The 22,754-nt window shown below is 64.5% G+C and carries 21 protein-coding genes and 1 tRNA gene; 10 read left to right on the top strand and 12 right to left on the bottom strand.

Annotation, left to right across the window (positions count from 1 at the left end; all coding sequences use genetic code 11):
- Nucleotides 1-10 precede the first annotated feature (10 nt).
- From FFS30_RS20575 to FFS30_RS20565, 3 genes are all read left to right on the top strand, one after another.
- Nucleotides 11-1,015: a methionine ABC transporter ATP-binding protein gene (locus tag FFS30_RS20575; protein ID WP_137915072.1), complete on the top strand. Its 1,005-nt coding sequence runs from the start codon at nt 11-13 to the stop codon at nt 1,013-1,015.
- On the top strand, nt 1,015-1,680 hold the full coding sequence (locus tag FFS30_RS20570; RefSeq protein WP_137915071.1) for a methionine ABC transporter permease: 666 nt from the start codon (nt 1,015-1,017) through the stop codon (nt 1,678-1,680). The genes FFS30_RS20575 and FFS30_RS20570 overlap by 1 nt, the downstream gene beginning before the upstream one ends.
- A gap of 115 nt (nt 1,681-1,795) precedes the next feature.
- Nucleotides 1,796-2,569: a MetQ/NlpA family ABC transporter substrate-binding protein gene (locus FFS30_RS20565; protein WP_137915070.1), complete on the top strand. Its 774-nt coding sequence runs from the start codon at nt 1,796-1,798 to the stop codon at nt 2,567-2,569.
- Nucleotides 2,570-2,593: 24 nt separating this feature from the next.
- Here the strand turns inward: FFS30_RS20565 and FFS30_RS20560 are convergent, their stop codons facing one another.
- The 4 genes from FFS30_RS20560 to FFS30_RS20545 all read right to left on the bottom strand — a co-directional run bounded on the left by FFS30_RS20560 (nt 2,594) and on the right by FFS30_RS20545 (nt 5,341).
- Nucleotides 2,594-3,292: a helix-turn-helix transcriptional regulator gene (locus tag FFS30_RS20560; RefSeq protein ID WP_137915069.1), complete on the bottom strand. Its 699-nt coding sequence runs from the start codon at nt 3,290-3,292 to the stop codon at nt 2,594-2,596.
- Nucleotides 3,289-4,287 carry an alpha/beta fold hydrolase gene (locus FFS30_RS20555; protein WP_137915068.1) on the bottom strand — a complete coding sequence of 333 codons (999 nt, stop codon included), beginning with the start codon at nt 4,285-4,287 and terminating at the stop codon, nt 3,289-3,291. The genes FFS30_RS20560 and FFS30_RS20555 overlap by 4 nt, the downstream gene beginning before the upstream one ends.
- Before the next feature lie 135 nt (nt 4,288-4,422).
- Nucleotides 4,423-5,067 carry a TetR/AcrR family transcriptional regulator gene (locus FFS30_RS20550; protein WP_137915067.1) on the bottom strand — a complete coding sequence of 215 codons (645 nt, stop codon included), beginning with the start codon at nt 5,065-5,067 and terminating at the stop codon, nt 4,423-4,425.
- Nucleotides 5,068-5,083: 16 nt separating this feature from the next.
- Nucleotides 5,084-5,341, bottom strand: a complete 258-nt coding sequence (locus FFS30_RS20545; protein ID WP_137915066.1) for an acyl-CoA-binding protein — start codon at nt 5,339-5,341, stop codon at nt 5,084-5,086.
- Nucleotides 5,342-5,492: 151 nt separating this feature from the next.
- Between FFS30_RS20545 and FFS30_RS20540 the strand changes: the two genes are divergently transcribed.
- Nucleotides 5,493-7,490, top strand: coding sequence for an SDR family oxidoreductase (locus FFS30_RS20540; protein ID WP_137915065.1), 1,998 nt, complete (start codon nt 5,493-5,495; stop codon nt 7,488-7,490).
- A 110-nt stretch (nt 7,491-7,600) separates the two neighbouring features.
- Here FFS30_RS20540 and FFS30_RS20535 read toward each other — a convergent pair whose 3' ends face one another.
- The gene (locus tag FFS30_RS20535) at nt 7,601-8,251 is read right to left on the bottom strand and encodes a lysoplasmalogenase (RefSeq protein ID WP_171014765.1); all 651 of its coding nucleotides are present in this window, start codon (nt 8,249-8,251) and stop codon (nt 7,601-7,603) included.
- A gap of 32 nt (nt 8,252-8,283) precedes the next feature.
- Nucleotides 8,284-9,270, bottom strand: coding sequence for a sterol desaturase family protein (locus FFS30_RS20530; RefSeq protein ID WP_212742531.1), 987 nt, complete (start codon nt 9,268-9,270; stop codon nt 8,284-8,286).
- A 93-nt stretch (nt 9,271-9,363) separates the two neighbouring features.
- Between FFS30_RS20530 and FFS30_RS20525 the strand changes: the two genes are divergently transcribed.
- Together FFS30_RS20525 and FFS30_RS20520 are read left to right on the top strand one after the other, a co-directional pair.
- Nucleotides 9,364-10,392, top strand: coding sequence for an AraC family transcriptional regulator (locus FFS30_RS20525; protein WP_137915063.1), 1,029 nt, complete (start codon nt 9,364-9,366; stop codon nt 10,390-10,392).
- 66 nt (nt 10,393-10,458) lie between these two features.
- Complete coding sequence (locus FFS30_RS20520) at nt 10,459-12,513, top strand: M13 family metallopeptidase (RefSeq protein WP_137915062.1); 2,055 nt, start codon at nt 10,459-10,461, stop codon at nt 12,511-12,513.
- Between the two features lie 298 nt (nt 12,514-12,811).
- Here the strand turns inward: FFS30_RS20520 and FFS30_RS20515 are convergent, their stop codons facing one another.
- Both FFS30_RS20515 and FFS30_RS20510 read right to left on the bottom strand, forming a co-directional pair.
- The gene (locus FFS30_RS20515; protein ID WP_137915061.1) at nt 12,812-13,300 is read right to left on the bottom strand and encodes an OmpA family protein; all 489 of its coding nucleotides are present in this window, start codon (nt 13,298-13,300) and stop codon (nt 12,812-12,814) included.
- A gap of 27 nt (nt 13,301-13,327) precedes the next feature.
- The gene (locus FFS30_RS20510; protein WP_137915060.1) at nt 13,328-14,170 is read right to left on the bottom strand and encodes a hypothetical protein; all 843 of its coding nucleotides are present in this window, start codon (nt 14,168-14,170) and stop codon (nt 13,328-13,330) included.
- Nucleotides 14,171-14,329: 159 nt separating this feature from the next.
- On the opposite strand from FFS30_RS20510, the gene ligA reads away from it, so the two are divergent.
- Both ligA and epmA read left to right on the top strand, forming a co-directional pair.
- Complete coding sequence (gene ligA, locus FFS30_RS20505) at nt 14,330-16,702, top strand: NAD-dependent DNA ligase LigA (RefSeq protein WP_137915059.1); 2,373 nt, start codon at nt 14,330-14,332, stop codon at nt 16,700-16,702.
- Nucleotides 16,692-17,654, top strand: a complete 963-nt coding sequence (epmA, locus tag FFS30_RS20500) for an EF-P lysine aminoacylase EpmA (RefSeq protein WP_137915215.1) — start codon at nt 16,692-16,694, stop codon at nt 17,652-17,654. Before ligA ends, epmA begins: the two co-directional genes overlap by 11 nt.
- 47 nt (nt 17,655-17,701) lie before the next feature.
- Here the strand turns inward: epmA and FFS30_RS20495 are convergent, their stop codons facing one another.
- The 3 genes from FFS30_RS20495 to sbcB are packed head-to-tail and all read right to left on the bottom strand — an operon-like array spanning nt 17,702 to nt 20,331.
- Nucleotides 17,702-18,154, bottom strand: a complete 453-nt coding sequence (locus FFS30_RS20495; protein ID WP_137915058.1) for a DUF2127 domain-containing protein — start codon at nt 18,152-18,154, stop codon at nt 17,702-17,704.
- Nucleotides 18,154-18,843, bottom strand: coding sequence for a DUF2461 domain-containing protein (locus FFS30_RS20490; RefSeq protein WP_137915057.1), 690 nt, complete (start codon nt 18,841-18,843; stop codon nt 18,154-18,156). The genes FFS30_RS20495 and FFS30_RS20490 overlap by 1 nt, the downstream gene beginning before the upstream one ends.
- Before the next feature lie 48 nt (nt 18,844-18,891).
- A complete protein-coding gene (gene sbcB, locus FFS30_RS20485) occupies nt 18,892-20,331 on the bottom strand; it encodes an exodeoxyribonuclease I (protein WP_137915056.1) in 1,440 nt (479 codons plus the stop codon).
- 191 nt (nt 20,332-20,522) lie between these two features.
- Here sbcB and FFS30_RS20480 point away from each other — a divergent pair.
- A tRNA-Arg gene (locus FFS30_RS20480) sits at nt 20,523-20,599 on the top strand.
- A 58-nt stretch (nt 20,600-20,657) separates the two neighbouring features.
- Here the strand turns inward: FFS30_RS20480 and FFS30_RS20475 are convergent.
- On the bottom strand, nt 20,658-21,782 hold the full coding sequence (locus FFS30_RS20475; protein ID WP_171014764.1) for a hypothetical protein: 1,125 nt from the start codon (nt 21,780-21,782) through the stop codon (nt 20,658-20,660).
- Between the two features lie 100 nt (nt 21,783-21,882).
- Here FFS30_RS20475 and FFS30_RS20470 point away from each other — a divergent pair, with 100 nt between their 5' ends.
- Nucleotides 21,883-22,701 (top strand): NYN domain-containing protein, encoded by an 819-nt coding sequence (locus FFS30_RS20470; protein ID WP_137915055.1) that lies wholly within the window; start codon nt 21,883-21,885, stop codon nt 22,699-22,701.
- Nucleotides 22,702-22,754 lie beyond the last annotated feature (53 nt).

The following is a 22,754-nucleotide window of genomic DNA, read 5'->3' as shown; positions in this document are numbered from 1 at the left end:
GGCCGCTCGCTTGATTCATTTCCAGAACATCCACAAGAGCTATCGCGTCGACGGGCGCGAGGTGGTCGCGCTGCATCCGCTCGACCTGCGCATCGAAACCGGCGAGGTGTTCGGCATCATCGGCCGCTCGGGCGCGGGCAAGTCGACCCTGCTGCGCCTGATCAACGGCCTTGAACGCCCGAGTGGCGGCAGCGTGCTGATCGACGGCATCGATATGGCCGCGCTGGACGGGGCCGCGCTGCGCGAGAAGCGCCGCGGCATCGGCATGATCTTCCAGCATTTCAACCTGCTCGCCTCGAAAACAGTGGCGCAGAATGTCGCGTTTCCGCTGCGCCTCGCCGGCGATGCCGACCGCGCCGCGGTCGAACGGCGCGTCGCCGGACTGCTCGAGCGCGTCGGCCTCGGTGGGCATGCGAATCACTATCCGGCGCAGCTTTCCGGCGGACAGAAGCAGCGCGTCGGCATCGCGCGCGCACTGGCTTGCGAGCCGTCGATTTTGCTCTGCGACGAAGCGACGAGCGCGCTCGATCCGGAGACCACGGCTTCGGTGCTGCGCCTGATCGGCGAGATCCACCGCGAGTTCGGCCTGACCGTCGTGCTGATCACGCACGAGATGGACGTGATCCGGCGCATCTGCGACCGCGTCGCCGTGCTCGATGCGGGACGGCCGGTCGAAGTGGGCAAGGTCGCCGACGTGTTCCTGCATCCGCAGCATGCGACGACGCGCCGCTTCGTCCAGGAATACGAACACGAGGATGTGCTGAACGACGCCGGCGAATCGGTCGCGGCGGCGAAGCGCATCCGCGTCACGTTGCGCGGCGATTCGGTGCATGCGCCGCTGCTCGCCCGCATCGCGCGCGGTACCCAGGTCGACTTTGGCCTGATCGGCGGACGTGTCGACAAGATCAAGGACACGGCGTACGCGCAACTCACGCTGGCACTGAGCGGCGGCGACGTCGATGCCGCGCTGCGCGGTTTGCGCGAAGGCGGTGCCGTCGTCGAGGAAATCGGCTGATGGACGGATTTTTCGCCAACATCGACTGGGCCGAGATCGGCGCGGCCGGCGTCGACACCTTGCTGATGCTCGGCGGCTCGTTGCTGTTCAGCGTGATCCTCGGCCTGCCGCTCGGCGTGCTGCTGTTCCTGACCGGGCGCGGGCAGTTGCTCGAACAGCGCGGTGTGAACATGGCTTTGTCGTTTCTCGTCAACGTGCTGCGTTCGCTGCCTTTCATCATCCTGCTGATCGTGATGATTCCGCTGACGCTGCTGCTCGTAGGCACTTCGCTCGGCGTCGCCGGTGCGATTCCGCCTTTGGTCGCCGGCGCCGCGCCGTTCTTTGCGCGCCTCGTGGAGACGGCGCTGCGCGGGGTCGACCGCGGCGTGATCGAGGCGAGCCAGGCGATGGGCGCGACGACGCGGCAGATCGTGCTCGGCGTGCTGCTGCCCGAGGCGCGCGCGGGCATACTCGCCGGCATCACGGTCACGGCAGTTGCCCTGGTCGGCTACACGGCGATGGCCGGCGTCGTCGGTGCGGGCGGCCTCGGCGACCTCGCCATGCGCTTCGGCTATCAACGCTTCCAGACCGACGTGATGGTCGTCACCGTTGTGCTGCTGCTCGTGCTCGTGCAGGCATTGCAGTCGTTCGGCGACTGGCTCGTGGCGCGTGCGAGCCGACGCTAAACCGCGGCTGACGCAGGAATAGGCGGCGTCGGCATATGCTTGTGCCGCCGGGTCATCGCGGCGCCGGCATAATCGGCGGAGAATAGGCGATTACCTCTTTTTTGTGATCCGTCCCATGAAACGCCTGATTCTCCTCCTTGCCGCCTTCGCCGCGCTGCCGATTTACGCTGCGGAGAAACTCACCGTCGCCGCGACTGCGATTCCGCACGCCGAGATCCTCGAATTCATCAAGCCCAAGCTCGCCGCCAACGGCGTCGATATTTCGATCAAGGTATTCACCGACTACGTGCAGCCGAACGTGCAGGTGGCGGAGAAGCGCATCGACGTGAGTTACTTCGAGACCGGTCCGTACCTCGACGAGTTCAACAAGGGCAGAGGCACCAGCCTCGTGCGCATCATCGGCGTGCATATCGAGCCGCTCGGCGCCTACTCGACCAAGTACAAGTCGCTGGCTGAGTTGCCGGACGGCGCCAGCGTGGCGATCCCGAACGAAGCGAGCAACGGCGGTCGCGCGCTGCTTCTGCTGCAGAAGGCCGGGTTGATCACGCTGAAAGACCCAAACAACCCGGTTTCGAGTCTGCGCGATGTCGCGACGAATCCGAAACATCTCAAGTTCAAGGAACTCGAAGGCGCGATGCTGCCGCGCGTGCTCAATCAGATCGATCTCGCCGTGATCAACACCAACTACGCGCTCGACGCCAAACTCAATCCGACCAAGGACGCGCTCGCGATCGAAGACGGCAAGTCGCCCTACGTGAACTTTCTCGTCGGCCGGCCGGACAACCGCGATGCGCCGGCGGTGAAGAAACTCGCCGCGGCGCTGACCAGCGCCGAAGTGAAGGACTTCATCGCGAAGAAATACCACGGTGCGGTGCTGCCGGCATTCTGAACACAACCGTCGGGTGCGGTGCGCTCAGTCCGCCTGATGCACAACGCCGAAGTGCGCTTCCAGCTCGCGCCGGCCTTTGGCCGTGACGATCAGGGCGCGGCTGTCCATGCGCCTGCGCAGCCACTGGCGGCGCAGGCCCAGTTGCAATAGCGCTGCGCCGAGCCTGCCGCCGAAATGCGCGCGGCGCTCGCTCCAGTCCATGCACGCGTAGGCGAGGTGGCGGCGCTGCGGAAGAGACAAGTCGAGTCCGTACTTCGCTGCGCCGTGCTCTCCGCGCGCGCTGAGCACGTAGGCATTGTCGCTGTCGCTGCGTTCCAGCCAGCCGAGCGCAAGGAGGCGGTCGTGCCAGGCCACGCCGAGTCGCCCCGCTACATGGTCGTAGCAGGTGCGCGCCGGCACGAGCTCCGTCGGCACGCGGCGGACGAGGCGCCGCGGCGAGGCGTCGGCGAGGACGAGCAGCGCCTCCAGCGAACGTGCGACGTCTTCGCCGGCCAGCCGATAGTAGCGATGGCGCGACTGGGCGACGACCTGCAATAAACCTGCCTGCAGCAGTCGCGCCAGATGCACGCTGGCCGTCGAGGCTCCGACCTGCGCGGTGACTGCCAGCTCGGTCGCGGTGCGCGCGCTGCCGTCGAGCAGGCTGCAGAGCATGCGGCTGCGCGCGGGCTCGGCGATCGCCGCGGCGAGTTTCGACAGCTTCAGATCGGGTTCGTCGTCGTTCAAGGCTGTCGTTCCGACACGGTGCGGACAAAGGCGGCGACGCTTTCATACAACGATCGCCGCTGATGTTCCAGATGCATGACGTGGGTGCCGTCGTCGATGCGTAGTCGCCACTTGAACGCGGTGCCGGTGAACTTCGCGAGAAACTGCGATGCCTGCGCATCGTTGACGACCGTGTCGTAGTTTCCGTACACCACGAACAGCGGAACGTCGATCGCTTTCTGCTCGTAAGGGTAACGCCCGGCCTCGGCATCGGCGATATCGGCATTGGGCCCGTTCGGAATGCGCATCTGCCCCGGTGCGTCGCCCGCTTCGTGCACTGCGGATGCTGCGAACTCGGCTGCCCAGCGCGTTTCCATCTGCGGTTCGAGCAAAACCTTGCCGGGCGGGAGCACCGATTTGAAGCGCAGACCTTCGAGACGCTGCGGCGCGGTGAGAAAGAACCAGGCGCCTTTGACCTCTTCGTGCGGTCCGGGCGAGCCGTCCGGGACGACCGGACCGAACAGCGTCAGTGACTTGAGCCCTGGGGGCCGCCGCGACGCGTAGGTCGCTGCCGGAATCGTGCCCCAGGAATGCGCGACCAGATGGATCGCGGTGATGTTTTGCTTCGTTCGCAGGTACTGCATGGCGGCGGCGATGTCGTCTGCAGCATCGTTCGCGCGTTCCTGTGGTGCCGCCGCGCCGGCCGCAGCACGCATCGGCGCCGGCCGGCTCGATGTGCCGAATCCGCGGAAGTCCACGCCGCAGGCAAGATAGCCTTGCTTGGCGACGAAATGCAGCCATGAGTCGCCCGGGCTGAATTCAAATCCGAACGCGAGTCGCGTGGGAAAGGTTGCGCCGTGCACGAACAACAGCGCCTTGTCCGTGCGTTGCGCCGGCGCGACGCAATTTAGGGCGACGTGTTCCGCCGAGCCGTTCACCGGCAGTTCGACGGTTTTGATTGTAGGCGCGGCGATCGCCGCCGCGGAAAACAGGCTGCTCAACAAAAGTGCGTACATGAACGATGCTCGCTCGGTGAAGGAGAGCGGCGATCGTAGGCAAGCGTGCGATACGGCATTTCGTTGCGCAGCGAAATGTCGCGGTCGAGGGGTAGAAGTGAGGGGGAGCCGAGGCGGCCGCCGCGCCGTCCGGCATCAACGCCGGTAGGCCTGGGCCAGCGTATTGAGATGCACGCGCTCGGCGTCGCGCAGGAACGGCGCGATCAGCAGCATCACCTGGTAGATGCCGTGGGTCAGGTCTTCCTGACTCGGCGCGATCTTGTGCAGGTCGCCGCTCGAACGTACGGCATTGAAGTTGAGCCAGAACGTCGTCACCAGCAGGACGTTTTCGGCGGTCGCGCGAATTTCGTCCGCGGTCGCGCGCACGATGCCGGCCTGGGCCAGCCCGGCGAGCACGTCACGCGTGCTCGCGCCGGCGCGCGCGAGGATGCGCGCGAAGTGCGTGCGCAGCTTGCGGTTGCGCGAAAGGATGTCGACCAGGTCGCGGTAGAGAAAACGGTAGTCCCACATGCACTCGAACACCATGTGCAGCTGTAGCCACACGTCTTCGAGATTCGGCAGGCGGTCGTCGGGCACGAGCAGGGCCTGATCCATGCGCGCCTCGAAGCGCGCAAAGATGTGCTCGACGATGTTTTCCTTGTTGCGGAAGTGGTAGTACAGATTGCCGGGGCTGATTTCCAGCTCGTCGGCGATGTGGTTCGTGGTGACGTTGGGCTCGCCCTGCGCATTGAACATCGCGAGGCTGATCTCAAGGATGCGATCCTTCGTCTCGCGGGCCATGTGCGCCGCGGGCGGCTCAGCTGCCGAGCTTTTTCACGAGATCGATATATTTCTGCTGCGCTTCGTCGGCCTTGGTGCCCTTGAGCTTGGCCCAGGCTTCGTACTTGGCGGTGCCGACAAAATCGAAGAAGCCCGGCTTCGGTCCGGAGACGTCGCCTTCGGAACCCTGCTTGTACAGCGCGTAGAGCTTGAGCAGAGTGTCGTTGTCCGGCCGCTCCTTGAGCAGCTTGACGTCTTCACCGGCTTTTTCGAATTTCGCTTTCAGGTCGGCCATGATAATCCCCGGATTGCTTTGCGAATTTTACGCATGCGTTCGATGCACGGTCAACGCGAGCGCAGATTCGATCCTCGCCGCGATGCAGCGCAGCAAGCAATCTTCAGGCAGCATTGCAATACTCGCTTCAGGGACAACAACGGGGTAGAACATGACTTATTTCGTCACCGGCGCAACGGGATTCATCGGTCGCCACCTGGTTGAAAAACTCTATGCGCGCAAGGGCACGATCTACTGCCTCGTGCGCAAGGGATCGACGGAGAAGTTCGAAGCGCTGCGCGAACGCCTCGGCGACGACGGCAAACGTCTGGTAGCCGTGCAGGGCGATATCGGCAAACCGATGCTCGGCCTCACGCCCGCGCAGCGCAAGGCGCTGGCCGGCAAGATCAAGCATTTCTTCCACCTCGCCGCCGTGTACGACCTTACCGCCGACGCCGAGAGCCAGTACAAGGCCAACGTCGACGGCACGCGTCATGCCGTGCAGGTCGCGGCGGAGACCAAGGCCGGTTGCTTCCATCATGCGAGTTCGATCGCCGTCGCCGGCCTCTATCCCGGCGTGTTCCGCGAAGACATGTTCGAAGAAGCCGAGGACCTCGGCGAGAACCCGTACTTCAAGACCAAGCACGAATCCGAAGCCGTGGTGCGCAAGGAATGCACGCGTCCGTACCGCATCTACCGGCCGGCCGCCGTGCTCGGCCATTCGCAGACCGGCGAGATCGACAAGATCGACGGGCCGTACTATTTCTTCCGCACACTGAAGAAACTGCGCCAGATGCTGCCGCCGTGGATGCCGGTGCTCGGCATCGAAGGCGGCCGCGTCAACATGGTGCCGGTCGACTACGTCGTCGCCGCGATGGACCACATCGCGCACAAGCCGGGCCTCGACGGCGACTGTTTCCACCTGACCGATCCGGCGCCGATGCGCATCGGCCAAGTGCTCAACATCTTTGCCCATGCGGGCCACGCGCCGCAGATGTCGATGCGCCTTGACGCGCGCATGTTCGCCTTCATTCCGGCCGCGGTGAAGCAGGGCCTTGCGAGCTTGCCGCCCGTGAAGCGCTTCATCAATGCAGTGCTGCGCGACCTCGGCATTCCGGCCGAGGCGCTGAAGCTCATCAATTACCCGACGCGCTTCGACTCGCGCGATACCGAGCGCGCGCTGCGCGGCTCGAAGATCAAGCTGCCGAAGCTCGAAAGCTATGCCTGGCGCCTCTGGGATTATTGGGAGCGCAATCTCGATCCCGACCTGTTCGTCGATCACTCGCTGAGCGGCAAGGTCAAGGGCCGCACCGCGCTGATCACCGGCGGATCGTCCGGCATTGGCAAGGCCGCGGCACTCAAGATCGCCGGCGCGGGTGCGAAGGTGCTGATCTGCGCACGCGGCGAAGAAGAACTCGCCGCGGCGAAGAAGGAGATCGTCGACGCGGGCGGCGAGTGCCACACCTATATCGCCGATCTTTCCGACCTGAAATCGGCGGACGAACTGGTCGCGAAAATCATCGCCGAGCACGGCGGCGTCGACATCCTCGTCAACAACGCGGGCCGCTCGATCCGCCGCGCGATCGCGTCGAGTTACGACCGCTTCCACGATTTCGAACGCACGATGCAGCTCAACTACTTCGGCTCGCTGCGCCTGATCATGGGCTTCCTGCCCGGCATGGCGGAAAGGCACCGCGGCCACGTGATCAACATCTCCTCGATCGGCGTGCTGACCAATGCGCCGCGCTTCTCGGCCTATGTTGCTTCGAAGGCCGCGCTCGACGCGTTCTCGCGCTGCGCGCAGGCCGAATATTCCGACAACGGCATCAACTTCACCACGATCAACATGCCGCTGGTGAAGACGCCGATGATCGCGCCGACTAAGATGTACGAGTCGGTGCCGACGCTGACGCCCGACGAGGCCGCCGACATGATCGCCGAAGCGATCATCGAGCGCCCCGTGCGCATCGCCACGCGTACGGGCGTCTTCGCGCAACTGCTCTACGCCTGCGCACCGCGCCTGTACGAAGTCATCATGAACACCGCATTCCGTATGTTCCCGGACTCGGCCGCGTCGCAGGGCATGAAGGGCAGGGCGGCGCTCGAACAGCAGCAGCCGACGAGCGAGCAGGTCGCGTTCGCGTCGATTATGCGCGGAGTGCATTGGTAGGCGCTGCGCCGAAATCGAAGCGTTGCATGCCGATCGAAGAAGCCCCGCTTTGGCGGGGCTTTTCGTCTGTGCAGCGGCCGTCGAGCCGATTGACGTCGATCGGAGAATTTCTAGAACGATGAAATGGAAGCGGCGATCAATCCGATCGCGAGCCAATAGCTCAGCAGGATAATCAGTTGCGCGCCACGATACGGTCCGCCGAATTGGCGGATCGCGAGGCACGAATCCGACAGAACGAACAGCAGCGCGCCGGCGAGAGCGAGCTTTGCCGAGACATTGCCGAGCGTCTGTAGCCGCATCGCAGCAGCGAGCACCATCGCGAGCAAAACGAGGCAGTAAACCGCGACCGGAATGCGCAGCTCGCCCGCGCGCGGCAGCAGCCAAGTGCAGAGCCCAATGGCATAGGCCAGGACGAGTATCGTCCAGGCAGGCGGCAAGCCCAGCGATATTCCCTGCAGGAAAGCGACAATAAATCCGAGGTGCGCGAGCAGGAAGCTCGCGAGCCCCGCGGTGAACCAGCCGTCGCCCTCGAACATCAGGCAGATATCGCCGAGCAGCGACAGTCCCAGGCCGAGCACGATCCAGAACCGATAGTCGCCGCCTGCCGTCGGTACTTGCGCCAAGGCAGCGCCGAGGATCAGCAGAGTCGTGAGCGGCTTGAGAATGTAATAGGCGCGATGGCGCCGCTCTTCCCAGTCTGCGCCGATCGCGAGCAAGGCCGAGAGCGCGGCGGCGGCATACAGGACAGTCGATATCGGCATGGATTTCTTCGGTTTGAATGGAAAGCGTTGGCTCAGGCTCGACCGGCAGTTGAGGGAACCGCAGCCGGCGTTTGCACTGATTCCGCAGGGCGCGGCGAGGTTTTTTCCTCGACCGTCCAGGTGTGCACGGGCGCGTGCTGGTCGCGTCGCCAGTCCGGCGGCATCCAAAAATGCTTCAGTCGCTGCGCCAGCGGGCCGGGCGCGAGCACGTCGCGCCATAGATCGACGAACTCGTGCAGGTTGAGCACGAGGAAGTTGTACGACTTGATCTGTGACGGTATGCCGTAGTCGACCGCTTCCGTTTCGGCCTCCCAGGTGCCGAACCAGCGGTCGAAAATAATCAGCACGCCGCCGTAGTTCTTGTCGATGTAACGCGCGTTGCGGCCGTGGTGGACGCGATGGTTCGACGGCGTGTTGAAAATATACTCGCACCAAGCGGGCAGGCGACCGACGCTTTCGGTGTGCACGAAGTACTGATAGGCGAGATCGACGGCGAGACAGAACATCACCACGGCCGGCGGCACGCCGAGCACGACCGGCGGCAGATAGAAAACGTAGATGCCGACGAAGGCATTGAGCAGGGACTGGCGCATCGCCGTGGAGAAGTTCATGACTTCGCCGCTGTGATGCGGCACGTGCGCCGCCCAGAACCAGCGGATGCGGTGCGAGCTGCGGTGGAACCAGTAGTAGCAGAACTCCACGAGCACGAAGATCGGCAGGATGGTCCAGCCGTTCACCGGGATATCGAACAGCCTGTGTTGGTAAACCCAGGCGAAGATCGCACCGTTGATCGCGAGCCACATCAGCGCCTCGGCGATCTGATACCCCGCGCCGAGCGACAGATTCGCGACGATTTCCTTCAAAGGGAACTGGTCGCCGCGTCCGCGTTTTTTCTGCACGCCGAACTCGAGCACGAGAGCGATCAGGAAGATCGGCGTCATGCCGATCAGGAACACCTGCTTCCAATCCACGTCGCTGCCGAAGAGGGAATGCAGCCACTGCCAGTTGTCGGGAGCCACGACGAAGCCTTCGCGGAAAATCGAAGCGAACTGTATCGCCGCCGGCAGCGCGTGACGTTGACAATCGCCGACAATCTCTTGACAGTTTGCGCCATGGCATCCAGTGCGCAAGACGCTGTGGCGGAATATTCGAGCAGCTATGTGCGGCTGCTGTTCGACTATCTGCAAGCGAAGGGACTGAACGCGAAACGCGTACTCGGCGAGCCGCCGCCCGCGCCGAACGACAACGGGCTTACGCGCTACACCTCCGCGCATTGGCGGCGACTGCTGAAGAAAGCCGCGGAGGCGCTCGACGATCCGCTGCTCGGCTTGCATCTCGGCCGCACGATCACGCCGGCTCATCTCGGCGTTCTCGGCTACGTCCTGCTGGCCTGCCCGGATGTCGGTGGCGCCTTGTCGCGCTGGCTGCAGCTCGAAGCGCTCGTCAGCAGCGTCTCGTCCGCGGTGCGCCGTGAAGGCGATTCGGTGCGCGTGGTCTGGAGCAAGGGGGCCAAGCGTCTCGGGTCCTTGGTCGACGAGACGGCGCTGGCCGCCTACGTCCAGTTCGCGCGCAATATCAGCGGACGCGACGAATCGCCGCAAGAGGTGTGCTTTCGCAATCCGCGCCCGGCCGATCTGCGCCCCTATCGGCAGTTCTTCCGCTGCCCGGTGCGGTTCGACCAGCCGACGACCTCGATTCGCTTCGCCTCGAAATTCCTCGAACGGCCGCTGCGTCAGCCCGATGCGACTTTGCTCGGCATCGTCGAGCGGCAGGCGCAGATGCTGCTCGGCGAACTGCCGCGCAGCGGCGATCTCGAACGGTCTGTGCGCGAGGCGCTGATGCAGATATCGCGCGTCGGCGAGATGAACATCCGCGACGTCGCCGCCCGCATGGGCTTGTCGCCGCGCAGCCTGCAACGGCGCCTCGCCGAAGCCCGATGCAGTTTCCGCGATCTGCGCGAAGACACCCTGCGCCGGCTCGCGTTCGAATACGTCGCCGATCCGCGGCTGACTTTCGCCGAGATCGCCTGGCTGCTCGGCTATTCCGAGCCGAGTGCGTTCTCGCGCTCGTTCCAGCGCTGGGCCGGGCAATCGCCGCGGGATTTCCGCCAAGCGGCGACGGAGCGGATGCTGCGGAAGTGACTTTCAGCCCATGCGGGCCTGTTCGCCGGCGAGCTAGATTGAAAGTCTTGCCACGGAGAGCAAACCATGCGCGTTCATCGCTCCTGCCTAGTCGCTGCCATCGCCATGCTGGCTGTCTCCGCGCCGTTTGCGAAGGATGCCGATATGCCTCACGGCATCGATCTCGCCGGTATCGATCATGCGGTCAAACCGGGCGACGATTTCTTCGACTACGCCAACGGCAGCTGGATCAAGACGAACGAAATTCCGGCCGACCGATCGAGCTGGGGCTCCTCGGCCATCTTGTCGGAACTCAACAGCAAGCGCCTGCGCGAGTTGATCGAGAACGCCGCCGGGGCGAAGGCGCCCGAAAGCTCCGACACACAAAAAGTCGGCGACTACTATGCGAGCTACATGGACGAGGCGGGCATTGAAGCCAAGGGCATGACGCCGATCAAGGCCGATCTCGACCGCATAGCTGCGATCAAGGACAAGGCGGAACTCAGCGCCTATCTCGGCACGACCCTGCGCGCCGACGTCGATGCGCTCAACGCGACCAATTTCTATACCGACAATATTTTCGGCGTTTGGATCAGCCAGGCACTCGACGATCCGGGCCGCACGATGCCGTACCTGCTGCAGGGCGGCCTCGGCATGCCCGACCGCGATTACTACACCTCCGATTCGCCGAAGATGGCCGAGCTGCGCATCAAGTATCGCGCGCACATCGCCGCGCTGCTCAAGCTCGCCGGCAGCGCCGATGCGGAGGCCAAGGCCGGCCGCATCTTCGATCTCGAAATGAAGATCGCCAAAGCGCACTGGCCACGCGTCGAATCCGAGGACGTGCACAAGGCGAACAATCCGTGGCAGCGCACGGAATTCGCGGCGAAGGCGCCGGGCCTGGATTGGAACGCGTATTTCGAAGCGGCCGGATTGGCCGAGCAGCCGCGCTTCATTCTCTGGCAGCCGAGCGCAATCATCGGCATCTCGGCGCTCGTCGGCAGCGAATCGGTGCAGACATGGAAGGATTATCTGCAACTGCGCCTGCTCGACCACAACTCGGGCCTCCTGCCCAAGGCCTTCGTCGACGAGAACTTCGCTTTCTACGGCACGGCGCTCTACGGTACGCCGGCGATTCGCGATCGCTGGAAGCGCGCGGTGACGGCGACCAATGGCGCGATCGGCGAAGTCGTCGGCCGCCTCTACGTCGAAAAGTATTTCCCGCCCGAATCCAAGGCGAAGATCGAGGCGATGGTGCAGGACTTGATCCGCGCCTACCGCGTACGCATCGAAAAACTCGCCTGGATGACGCCGCAGACCAAGGAGAAGGCGCTCGCCAAACTCGCCACGCTCAAGGTCGGTGTCGGTTATCCGGATAAGTGGCAGGACTATTCCACGTTGAGCATCGTGCGCGGCGATGCCTACGGCAACGCGCGGCGCGCGCAGGAATTCGCCTACAAGCAGGCGCTCGCCAAACTCGGCAAGGCGCCGGACCGCGGCGAATGGGTGATGACGCCGCAGACGGTCAACGCGGTCAACCTGCCGATGGCGAATGCGCTCAATTTTCCCGCCGCGATCCTGCAGCCGCCGTTCTTCGACGCGGAAGCGGACGCGGCGGTCAATTTCGGCGCCATCGGCTCGATTATCGGCCACGAGATCAGCCACAGCTTCGACGACCAGGGCAGCCAGTTCGACGCGCAGGGCCGCCTTGTGAACTGGTGGACGCCCGAGGACGCCAGACACTTCGAGGAAGCGAGCGCGCGGCTCGCCGATCAGTTCAGCGCGTACCGGCCGTTTCCCGATCTCGCGGTCAACGGCAAGCAGACCTTGAGCGAAAATATTTCCGACGTGGCCGGCCTGTCCGCGGCGCACGACGCGTACCTGCTGTCGCTCGGCGGCAAACCCGCCGCGACCCTGCAGGGATTGAGCGGCGATCAGCGCTTCTTCCTCGCCTTCGCCCAGGCCTGGCGCAGCAAACTGCGCGAGGGCGCGCTGCGCAGCGTCATTGTCACCGACGGTCATGCACCGGGAATGTACCGCGCCGATACCGTGCGCAATCTCGACGTCTGGTATCCGGCGTTCGCGGTCAAGCCGGGACAAAAGCTCTATCTCGCGCCAGAGCAGCGCGTGCGCGTCTGGTAAATATTCCGTCCGGGCTGTTTGAGCGTCCCGGGCGAACACTCGGATCGATAGCCGACCGCCGCGCCTCATAACCGCGAGGCGCGATTTTCATTTTGCCGATGCGGGGGCCGTAGACATGCACGGTCGTCGCGATGCCGAAATGCGCGGCCGCACTCCACAGCTCGGAGAAATCGAGTCGCATGCCGGCCAGCAAGCAGTTCTCCGCACGGTATGCAGGTGCGACAAAGATCAACGCCCGGCAAGGAACCGAGAAACGATCACGGCGAACAGGCGGTGAACGAAGCGCGGAGATTCGTTGCTACATGAAGAAATCGACGCGCGCATTGCGCTGGCGACCCTCTTCCGTTTCATTCGTATCGATGGGGTCCGCGCTGCCGAATCCTTTGGGGCCGCCGACCTGGGCACTCGGAACGCCATTGGCAATCAGATAGTCGTAAATCAGCTTCGCTCGACGTTCCGAGAGGGCAATTCGACCGGCCTCAGAGCCTTCCTGCACATGGGCATGACCACGAATCTCGATCCTGATGTCCGGGTTTTGCTTCAATGTCTCGACGTTATCCCTCAAAATTTGGAAGCAAGCGGCAGTCGGCGCTTTCATCGAGGTCGAAAGATCTTCGCCTTTGCTGGGATGCCCTGATTTGAACTCGACGCTACGCAAGTCAATGCTGTAAGACAAGCTCGCTGCACTGAACATCGGATATGCCCGAACAGCTTTATGGCCGACTTGTGCGCTCGCCATCGAAGCCATCAGGGTCAAAATAGCTGCGAGAAACAACCTTCCTTTCACGATACCGTCTCCGAGACTCGCTGCGAGCTATTCAATCTGTTCCTTCGCCCACGCTGCATCGAGCGCTTCCATCGCGTCCTTCGGCTTGAGCTTCGCGGCCTTTGCATAGGCTTCGGCAACGTCGTCCTCGCGGCTGTCGCCGTGCAGAAGCAGCAGGGCGTTGCCGTATTCGACCCAGGCGATCGGTGAGTCGGGCGTCAGTTTGAGCGCTTCTTTCAGCTGTTTCTCTGCCTCGCCCGCACTCGCGCCGTAGGTCAGTTTGGCGAGCAAGCCGCCGACTTTGCCGACGATTTCGGCGTGGTAGAGACCGAGTGCCGTGCGTGCCTCGGCGTGCTTCGGCGCGAGCTTGAGCGTGTGGTCGAGCGATTCCTTGACCTTGCCGCCAATGCCTTGGGCCAGCGCCTGGGTGATCGAGATGGTCTGGCTGTAGCGGCCGAGCGCGAAGGCGCGGCGATAGTGCGAGTTTGCCTCGCCCGGCAGCGCGGCGATCGCGTCGTCGGCGAGGGCTGCGAGTGCCTGGAAGCGCGTGGTCTTTTCCTTGTCGCTGCCGACCAGATAGGTTGCATGGATGCCGCCGGCCTTGATCGCGACTGAGGCACCGAGCGCCTTCAGCGCGACGCCCGCCTCGTAGGCTTCGTGAAAATCGCCGCGGTGGAAGGAGCGCCAAGCTTCCTGCAGCTCTTCGGCGATCTTGCCGGCGTCTTTGCCGAGCTTCGGATTGGCCTTGAGCAGCTTGGAGACATGTTTTTCGTCGGGGAGCGGCTCCTGGTCGCCGGCATGCAGTTTGGCCCAGGCCTTGGCGAGCTTGTCGCCCGCGTAGTCGTAGGCTTTGTCGGGATGCGGAAATGCCTTCCAGTTTGATTTCGCCATCGTGATCTCCCCACAGGATGCGGCAAGGATCGAACAAGCGCGGTGCAACATGCAAGACGCCACGGGCGGCCCGCATGAGCCCGGGCTGCGCCGGTCAGGTCGGCACGTTGCCGTCGCAAAACTCTGCACAGGCGCGGAAATTCCTCATAAACTGACGCGATGAAATCCACCGTTTCCAGCGACATCCTCAAGCGAGTGGCGCATTTGCGCGCGCAGCTCGACGAAGCCAGCCACGACTATCACGTGCTCGACGCGCCGACGATCCCCGACGCGGAGTACGACGCTCTGATGCGCGAGTTGGAGGCGCTGGAGGCCGTGCATCCTGAACTGGTGACCGCCGATTCGCCGACGCAGCGCGTCGGCGCCGCGCCGTCGAGCGAATTCGCCGAAGTGCGCCACGAGATTCCGATGCTGTCGCTGGCCAATGCGTTCAGCGACGAGGAGATCGACGAATTCGTGCGCCGTATCCGCACGCGCCTCGGCGACGACGGCGATGCGCCGCTGACGTTTTCCACCGAACCGAAATTCGACGGCCTCGCGATCAGCCTGCGCTACGAGCAGGGACTGTTCGTGCGCGGCGCCACGCGCGGCGACGGCGAGAGCGGTGAGGACGTGACCGCGAATCTGCGCACGATCAAAAAGATTCCGCTCAAGCTGCGCGGCCGCGACTGGCCGGCCGTGCTCGAAGTGCGCGGCGAGGTCTACATGCCGCGCGCCGGCTTCGAGAAGTACAACGAGATGGCACGCGAGTCCGGCGGCAAGATCAAGCCGCTGATCAACCCGCGCAACGCGGCCGCCGGGTCACTGCGTCAGCTCGATCCGCGCATCACGGCCAAGCGTCCGCTCGCGTTCTACGCCTATGCGGTCGGTGTGGTCGAAGGCGGCGCGCTGCCGGCGACGCATTCGCAGACCTTGCGCAAGCTGCGCGACTGGGGTTTCCCGGTGAGCACCCTGGCCGATACGGCGGTCGGTGCGGACGGCTGTCTCGCTTACTACCGCAGCATTGGTACGCAGCGCGACGGGCTGCCGTTCGATATCGACGGCGTGGTCTACAAGCTCGACGACCTGGCCTTGCAGCGCGAACTCGGCTTCGTCGGACGTACGCCGCGCTGGGCGATCGCGCACAAGTTTCCGGCGCAGGAACAGACGACGACGATCGAAGCAATCGACATCAATATCGGCCGCACCGGCGCGGCGACGCCGACCGCGCGCCTGAAGCCGGTCTTCGTCGGCGGCGTCACCGTGACCAATGCGACCCTGCATAACGCCGATCAGGTCGCGCGTCTCGATGTGCGCATCGGCGACACGGTGATCGTACGCCGAGCCGGCGACGTGATTCCCGAGGTGGTCAGCGTCGTCGCCGACGCGCAGCACGATGCGCGTCCGCGTTGGACGATGCCGGCGACGTGCCCGGTCTGCGGCTCGGAGATCGTGCGCGAGGAAGGCGAGGCGGTGGCGCGCTGTACCGGCGGCCTGAGCTGCGCCGCGCAGGTGCAGCAGGCGATCTTCCATTTCGCTGCGCGCCGCGCGATGGACATCGACGGTCTCGGCGAACGCTATATCGAAGACCTCACCGAGCTCGGCTACGTCAAGTCGGTCGCCGACCTGTACAAGCTGGAGCTCGCCGATCTGCTCGAAATGAAACGCCGCGCCGACGAGCGCGACGGCACCACGCCGGAGACGGTCAAGGCCGGCAAGGTGGCGACCAAGTGGGCCGAGAACCTGATCGAGGCGATCGACCGCAGCCGCCGCACGACGCTGGCGCGATTCCTGTATTCGCTCGGCATTACCCACGTCGGCGAAAGCACGGCGAAGGCGCTCGCGACCTGGTTCGGCGAACTCGAACTGGTACGCCATCTGCCCTGGCCGATCCTCAAACTCGTACCCGATATCGGCGCCGAAGTCGCGCATGCGATCGACTCGTTCTTCGCCCAGGAAGGCAATCAGGTCGTGATCGACGCACTGCTCGCGCGCGGCGTGGTCGTCGCCGATGCGCATGCGCCTTCGCCGAAATTGCGCGCCAAGCTCAAGCTCGGCAACCTGCTCGGCGAGTGCGATATTGCCAAGCTGACCGACAAGCGCGCCGCGCAGGTCGGCGAGCATTTCGACAGCTTCGCCGCGTTGAAATCGGCACAACTCGACGCGTTGACCGCCGCCGGCTTGCCGGCCGACACGGCGCAGAGCCTGCACGACTGGCTCGTCTCGCCGAACGGCAGTGATCTCGTCGCGCGCTGCGAAAAGGCACTTGCCGCGCTGCTTGCGAATACGGCGCACGACGCGACGGAGACCGCCGGCCCGCTCGACGGCCAGACCGTGGTCTTGACCGGCACGCTCAACGCACTGACGCGCGACGAGGCCAAGGCCAAGCTCGAAGCGCTCGGCGCCAAGGTCGCCGGCAGCGTGTCGAAGAAGACGCATTTCGTCGTTGCCGGCGCCGAGGCGGGCTCGAAGCTCGACAAAGCCCAGGAGCTCGGCGTCGATGTCTGGGACGAAGCGCGTCTGCTCGAATTTCTCGCCGCGCATGCGGGTTGAGTCGCTGCACGCTGCGCTGTGGCTGCGCGCACGCCTGTACGCGCGCGTGCGCGAGTTTTTCACCGAGCGCGCCGTGCTCGAAGTCGAAACGCCGGTACTGTCGGCGGCGGGCAATACCGATCCGAATATCGAGAGTTTCAACACGCGTTTCTCCGGGCATGTCGACGCGGGCGCTGCGTCGCGCTGGCTGCGCACTTCGTCCGAGTTCGCGCAGAAGCGCCTGCTCGCGGCCGGAGTCGGCGACCATTACGAACTGGGTCGCGTGTTTCGCAACGGCGAGGCAGGGCGGCGACATAATCCCGAATTCACCATGCTCGAGTGGTACCGCGTCGGCTGGCATCATCGGCGCTTGGCCGACGAGACCATCGAACTGGTGAATGCGGCGCTGGCCTTGGTCGATCGACGCGCCGGTGTCGAGAAGATGACTTATCGCGAGCTGTTTTTATCGACGCTCGGCATCGATCCATTCACGGCTGCGGAAGCCGATTTGCAGCGCGCGCTCGGCGACGTGAAAGTCGACGGCGCAGGACTGCGCCGCGACGACTGGCTCGACCTGCTGCTGACGCACCGCATCCAGCCGCGATTTCCGGCCGACCGCATCACCGTGATCGACGACTACCCGGCGACGCAATGCGCGCTGGCGAAGATCCGTGCCGGCGATCCGCCCGTGGCCGAGCGTTTCGAGCTGTATCTCGGCACGCAGGAACTCGCGAACGGTTATCACGAGTTGACCGATGCAGCCGAGCAGCGCGCCCGTTTCGATCGAGACAATCGGCGGCGGCGCGAACGCGGTCTCGGCGAAGTGCCGATTGACGCGAATCTGCTTGCGGCGATCGCGAGCGGCATGCCCGACTGTGCGGGCGTTGCACTCGGCGTCGAACGCCTGCTTATGGCGATGGCGGGCACCGAGGATATCCGCGACGTGCTTGCGTTCTCGTTCGCCGACGCCTGACTTCCCGGCGTGGTTTTCACGGGGGCGAAACTACACCGCCGCGACGGCTAGCGTTCGCGGCGAACGAGACGCCACAGATAGACGACGATCGTCACATTGACCGCCAGTGCGAGTACCTTGAGCCAGCCGAAGTGATGCCAGATTTCCCAGGCCTCGAACGGAATCAGTGAGGCCGTGGCGAATACGGTGAGGTATTCCGCCCAGCGCCGGCCGGTCCACAAGCCCCAGCCTTCGACGGCGAATACGCTGGCGTAGACACAGGCGGCGCCGCCGATCAGCTCGAAGCGGCGTGGCGTCAGGTCGAGCAATTGCTCGACCCAGTGGCTGAGAAAAACGCGGCCGTTCTGCAGCGGCAGGTGCAGCAGCCAGTCGGCGAGCCGCTCCAGCCATGGCGTATGCACGAGGCCGAATGCGACGGCGGCGACGATGAAGAGGCCGAGTGCCTTGGCGAATTTGAACGCCGCGATCCAGCGCAGCGCGGCATGCGCTTGGCCGGCCATCAGAATTCGAGGTCGAGCGAAGCGCAGAGATAGTCGACCAGCGGTGCCACGCCCTTGAAGCTCTCGACCATCAGGGTCGCGAGTTCGGTCGAGGTGATCTGCGCGTCGGTCAGCTCGCGCGAGGCGACAAAGTCCTTGCGTTTCAGGTCTTCGATCAATTCGTGCTGGGGGTCGAAACCCTGCGGCGGCCGCGACAAGGAATCGCCGCCGAGCTCGAAGGTGTCGAGAAAGCGCTTGCTGCGCGTCGCCTTCTTCCACGAAGCGGGATTGTCGGCGAGGAATTCGCGCAGGCGTGCAAGCGTCGGCGGCTCGGGATGCCAGAGGCCGCCGCCGGCAAAACTCTCGCCGGGCTGGATGTGCATATAGAACAGCGGCGCATGCACCTGCGGCGCACGTTCGTGATAGAGACGTGCGCCGAGCCAGGTCTTGTACGGAGTCTTGTCCTTGGCGAAGCGCGTGTCGCGGTAGATGCGGAACATCGAGCCGCCGTGCGGGCGCGGATCGGCGCGGAAATGCTTGCTGATCTTGGCCAGCGGCGTGGCGAGATCGCCGATCAGGTGCAGGAACGGGTCGCGCACCACGGCTTCCCAGCGCGCCTTGTGTTCGTTGAACCACTCGCGATTGTTGTTGCGCGCAAACTCGCGCATCAGCTTCAGGCTGGCAGGCGTGAAGTAGGTCGTGGCAGCCATGATCGATCGCTCCGTCGAAATAAATGCACTGAAGGCGAGTTTAGCGCGTCATCGCGATTCGAGTTCGCGTCCCCAGGCTTCGAGTTGATCGAGCAGCGGCAAGTGCGCGGCTTGCGTGGCCGGCGCGGCGCGCAGGCCGGCGATAGCGGCGAAGTAGTCGGCGAAGGTCAGCGCGGTCGCCTCGGTTTGCGTGTGCAGCCGCGTGCGGCGCAGATCGATCCAGCGCTCGGTCTCCGCGGCGTCAAGGGTCTGCGGCCAGTTGCGCGCGCGGTAGCGGAAAAGCAGCTCGGCATAGCGCGGATCGGCGAAGGCGAACTTGCGCCCGCCGAGTTGCTCGGGCGGCGTGCGGTGCACTTCGCGGAACAGACGCTTGTCGGCATCGGACGGAAAACCGGAATAAATCGCGAGATCGGCGTCGACCGTCGCGCGATCGTCGCGCGGCGCGGCAAAGACCTGGCGCAGTTTCTCCGCGAGACCTTCTGCGCCTTGCAGCCGTTCGAGGTGGGCTTTGCCGCGTTCGACGTCGAGACCGATGCGCGCCGTGTCCACGCCGTTCAACGCCGACAATGGCGCGAGGGCAGGGGACTTGTTCGCGTGCACGGTCTTGAGCGGAATGCGCGCGACGTCCTCGGGCAGATCGGCGCGTGGAGTGAATACGCGGTCGGCGATTTCGTCGGCGTCGAGTTCGAGCAGCGGCGCGGGATCGACGTCGAGATCGTAGACGATGACGCCGTTGTTCTGGGTCGGATGCGCGGCCAGCGGCACGATCATCGCCAGGCAGCCGCGCTCGGCCGGATAGCGCGAGGACACATGCAGCACCGGTGCGCGGTGCGCGTAGTCGAGCAGTTCGAAGGCGCGCTGCTTGCGGCGCAGGTCGAAGTAGAACTGCCACAGGCGCGGCTGGCGCACGCGCAGCAGGCGGGCGAAGGCGATCGTCGCCTGCACGTCGGACAGCGCGTCGTGGGCACGCTCGTGGCTCAGATGATTGGCCGCCGCAAGGTCTTCGAGCTTGAAGCTCGGCACGCCGGGTTCCTTCTCGGGCCATTGCACGCCCTGCGGGCGCAGCGCGTAGTACATGCGCGCGAGATCGATCAGGTCCCAGCGCGAATTGCCGCCCTTCCACTCGCGCTCATACGGGTCGTAGAAATTGCGGTAGAGCAGGTTGCGGGTGAACTCGTCGTCGAAGCGCAAAGAGTTGTAGCCGACGCCGCAGGTGCCGGGCTCGGCCAGTTCCTCGGCGACGCGAGCGGCGAATTCCGCTTCGATCGAGCCCTCGCGTTCGGCGTGCTGCGGCGAAATGCCGGTGACCAGGCAGGCGGCCGGGTGCGGCAGCACGTCGGCGGCGGGCTTGCAGAAGATGGAAACAGGCTCGCCGATCGGCTCGAGATCGAGGCTGGTGCGCTGGCCGGCGAACTGCACGACGCGGTCGCGGCGCGGATCGATGCCCGTGGTTTCGTAGTCGTGCCAGAAAAAGCTGGTTTGGCTCATTCCGGCGAGGTTAGCGGATCGGCCCGCGCCCGCCTACCGCCGGCGCGGAGGCACCGCGTAGGAAAATTTCGGGCGCACCTGTTGACGACGGGTAGGGGCGTCGGGATAATACGCGGCTCGCTGCACACCGAACCTGATCGATCGGGCGACGTGGGCTCAGCCAGGGAAGGTTGAAAAAAGCGGATCACAACGCGCCCGTAGCTCAGCTGGATAGAGTACCAGGCTACGAACTTGGTGGTCGGGAGTTCGAATCTCTCCGGGCGCGCCATACAAGAGCAAAAAGGCCGATGCAACGCGCATCGGCCTTTTTGTTTATGCGCCCGCGGTCAATGCCGCAGCAGGGCGAGCACGATCTCCACGACGATCAGCAGCACGATGGCGATTTCGAGAATTTCCGCGCGCCGGCTCGACGCCTCGTCGTACAGCGCAGCATAGGTATCGCGGATGATCGCGAGCTTGCGGTCGACGGCGGCGGCGATCCTCGGCACGCGGAACAGTTCGAGAGCGCCGCTGTAGACGCGCGCGAGATACACGTCTTCGGTGACCTGCAGCGCGTTGTCGACCTTCTCGGTCAATTCGGTGACCTCGGCGACGAGGGTATAGAGCTTGTGCGCAAGCTGTGCCACGCGACGCGAGGCGAGCAGCGACACCGTGCGCCGCGCATCCTCGACACGGTCGTACATGCGCGGCAGTTCGGCGTCGAGCAACTCGTCGTAGTAGCGAAATTCGACAAGCTGGGCATTCGCGATCTCGATAATGTCGGCGACGTCGGAGTCGCCGCGCGGCTCGTAGACGAAGGCGCGGTCCCAGCCGAGCACGACGAGGTCGTCGGCGTAGTACGAATAACTGCGCTGCATCAGCTCGCGCCGCGCGGCGTCGGACAGCGGCCGCGACTCGCCGGCGAGCAATGCCGGAATGTCGGCGCGCTCGCGCAGTTGCTCCGCGCTCAGCGGCTCGGCCAGCGTTTGCACGATGCCGATCAGATAGTCCTCTTCGAGCGTATTCGCCGCGGGGCGATCGAGCGCCGGTTGCAGTGTATGTCGCACCTGATCGAGCAGGTCGATCCAGAACGCCGTCGCGACTTTGGCGCCGATGGTGCGGTCGAGTGCGTTGTAGCGCTCGGCGAATTGCGCCCAGTCGAGATCGGCGAGCGGAATGCGCGCGGCCAGCGCGACGACGCCGAAATCGTGCAGCCGTGCGCTGATCTGCGCGCTGACCGGCGTGCCGTCAATATCGATCGTCGCCGGCGGCAGATCGAGCAGCAGAGGCGGCACGTCGAACGCGAGCGCCTTCGGCGCGGCGGTAGCGAGGCGGCTGCGCCGGCTCTCGCGTCCGGCCCGCGCCGACCACAGTTCGGCAGCGCGGGTCAGGTCGATCGAATAGGCGATATCGAACAGGCGCAGCGCGAGCAACTCGCCGGAACGGATATGCAGAAGCGACGACGGGTCCATGCCCGGCAGTGTATGCCGACGCGATGGCGACCGCATGTCGCCGGGCTTGATGCCTCGCGCCGACCGGTGCACAGTGACGTCTTTCGCCGCGGAGAGAGCCATGCAGACCGAATCGCGCAATCTCGCGCTGTTCTGCGATTTCGAGAATCTCGCGCTCGGCGTGAGGGAAGCCAATTACGCGCAGTTCGACATCACCAAGGTGCTCGAACGCCTGCTGCTCAAGGGCAGCATCGTGGTGAAGAAGGCGTACTGCGACTGGGAGCGCTACAAGGAATTCCGTCCGGCGATGCACTACGCCTCGTTCGAGCTGATCGAAGTGCCGCACGTCAGCCAGTCGGGCAAGAACTCGGCCGACATCCGCATGGTCGTCGACGCGCTCGACCTGTGCTACACCAAGGAGCACGTCGATACCTTCGTAATCCTCAGCGGCGATTCGGATTTCTCCCCGCTCGTGAGCAAGCTGCGCGAGAACAACAAGCTCGTGATCGGTGTCGGCGTGAAGAACTCGACCTCGGAGTTGCTGATCGCGAACTGCGACGAGTTCATCTACTACGACGACCTCGTGCGCGTGCAGAAGAAGCGCCAGCCGCCGAAAAAGAAGGCGGAGGAAAAAGCGGTCAAGGCAGCGGCTCCGGCTCCTCAAGATCGCGACGCGGCGAAGAGACAGGAGGCGATCGACCTCGTCGTCGAAACCGTCGATGCGCTGATCGAGGAACGCGGCGAAGACGAAACGATCTGGGGTTCGATGGTCAAGCAGGCGGTGAAACGCCGCAAGCCGGGGTTCAACGAGAGCTACTACGGCTTTAAATCGTTCAGTGCGCTGCTCGAGGAGGGGAAGAAGCGCGGACTTCTGCGTCTCGAACGAGACGAGAAGTCCGGCAACTATCGCGTGATCGGCACGGCCGACGACAAGCCCTGAAAGCTACCCCGAGTTTCCGTTCGCCCTGAGCGTAGCCGCGCAGCGGCGAAGTC

Source organism: Rudaea sp. 3F27F6, from assembly GCF_005503555.1.
Classification (GTDB): domain Bacteria; phylum Pseudomonadota; class Gammaproteobacteria; order Xanthomonadales; family Rhodanobacteraceae; genus Rudaea.
The sequence above is the reverse complement of the archived record's forward strand: the minus strand, read 5'-3'. Positions and strand labels throughout refer to the sequence as shown.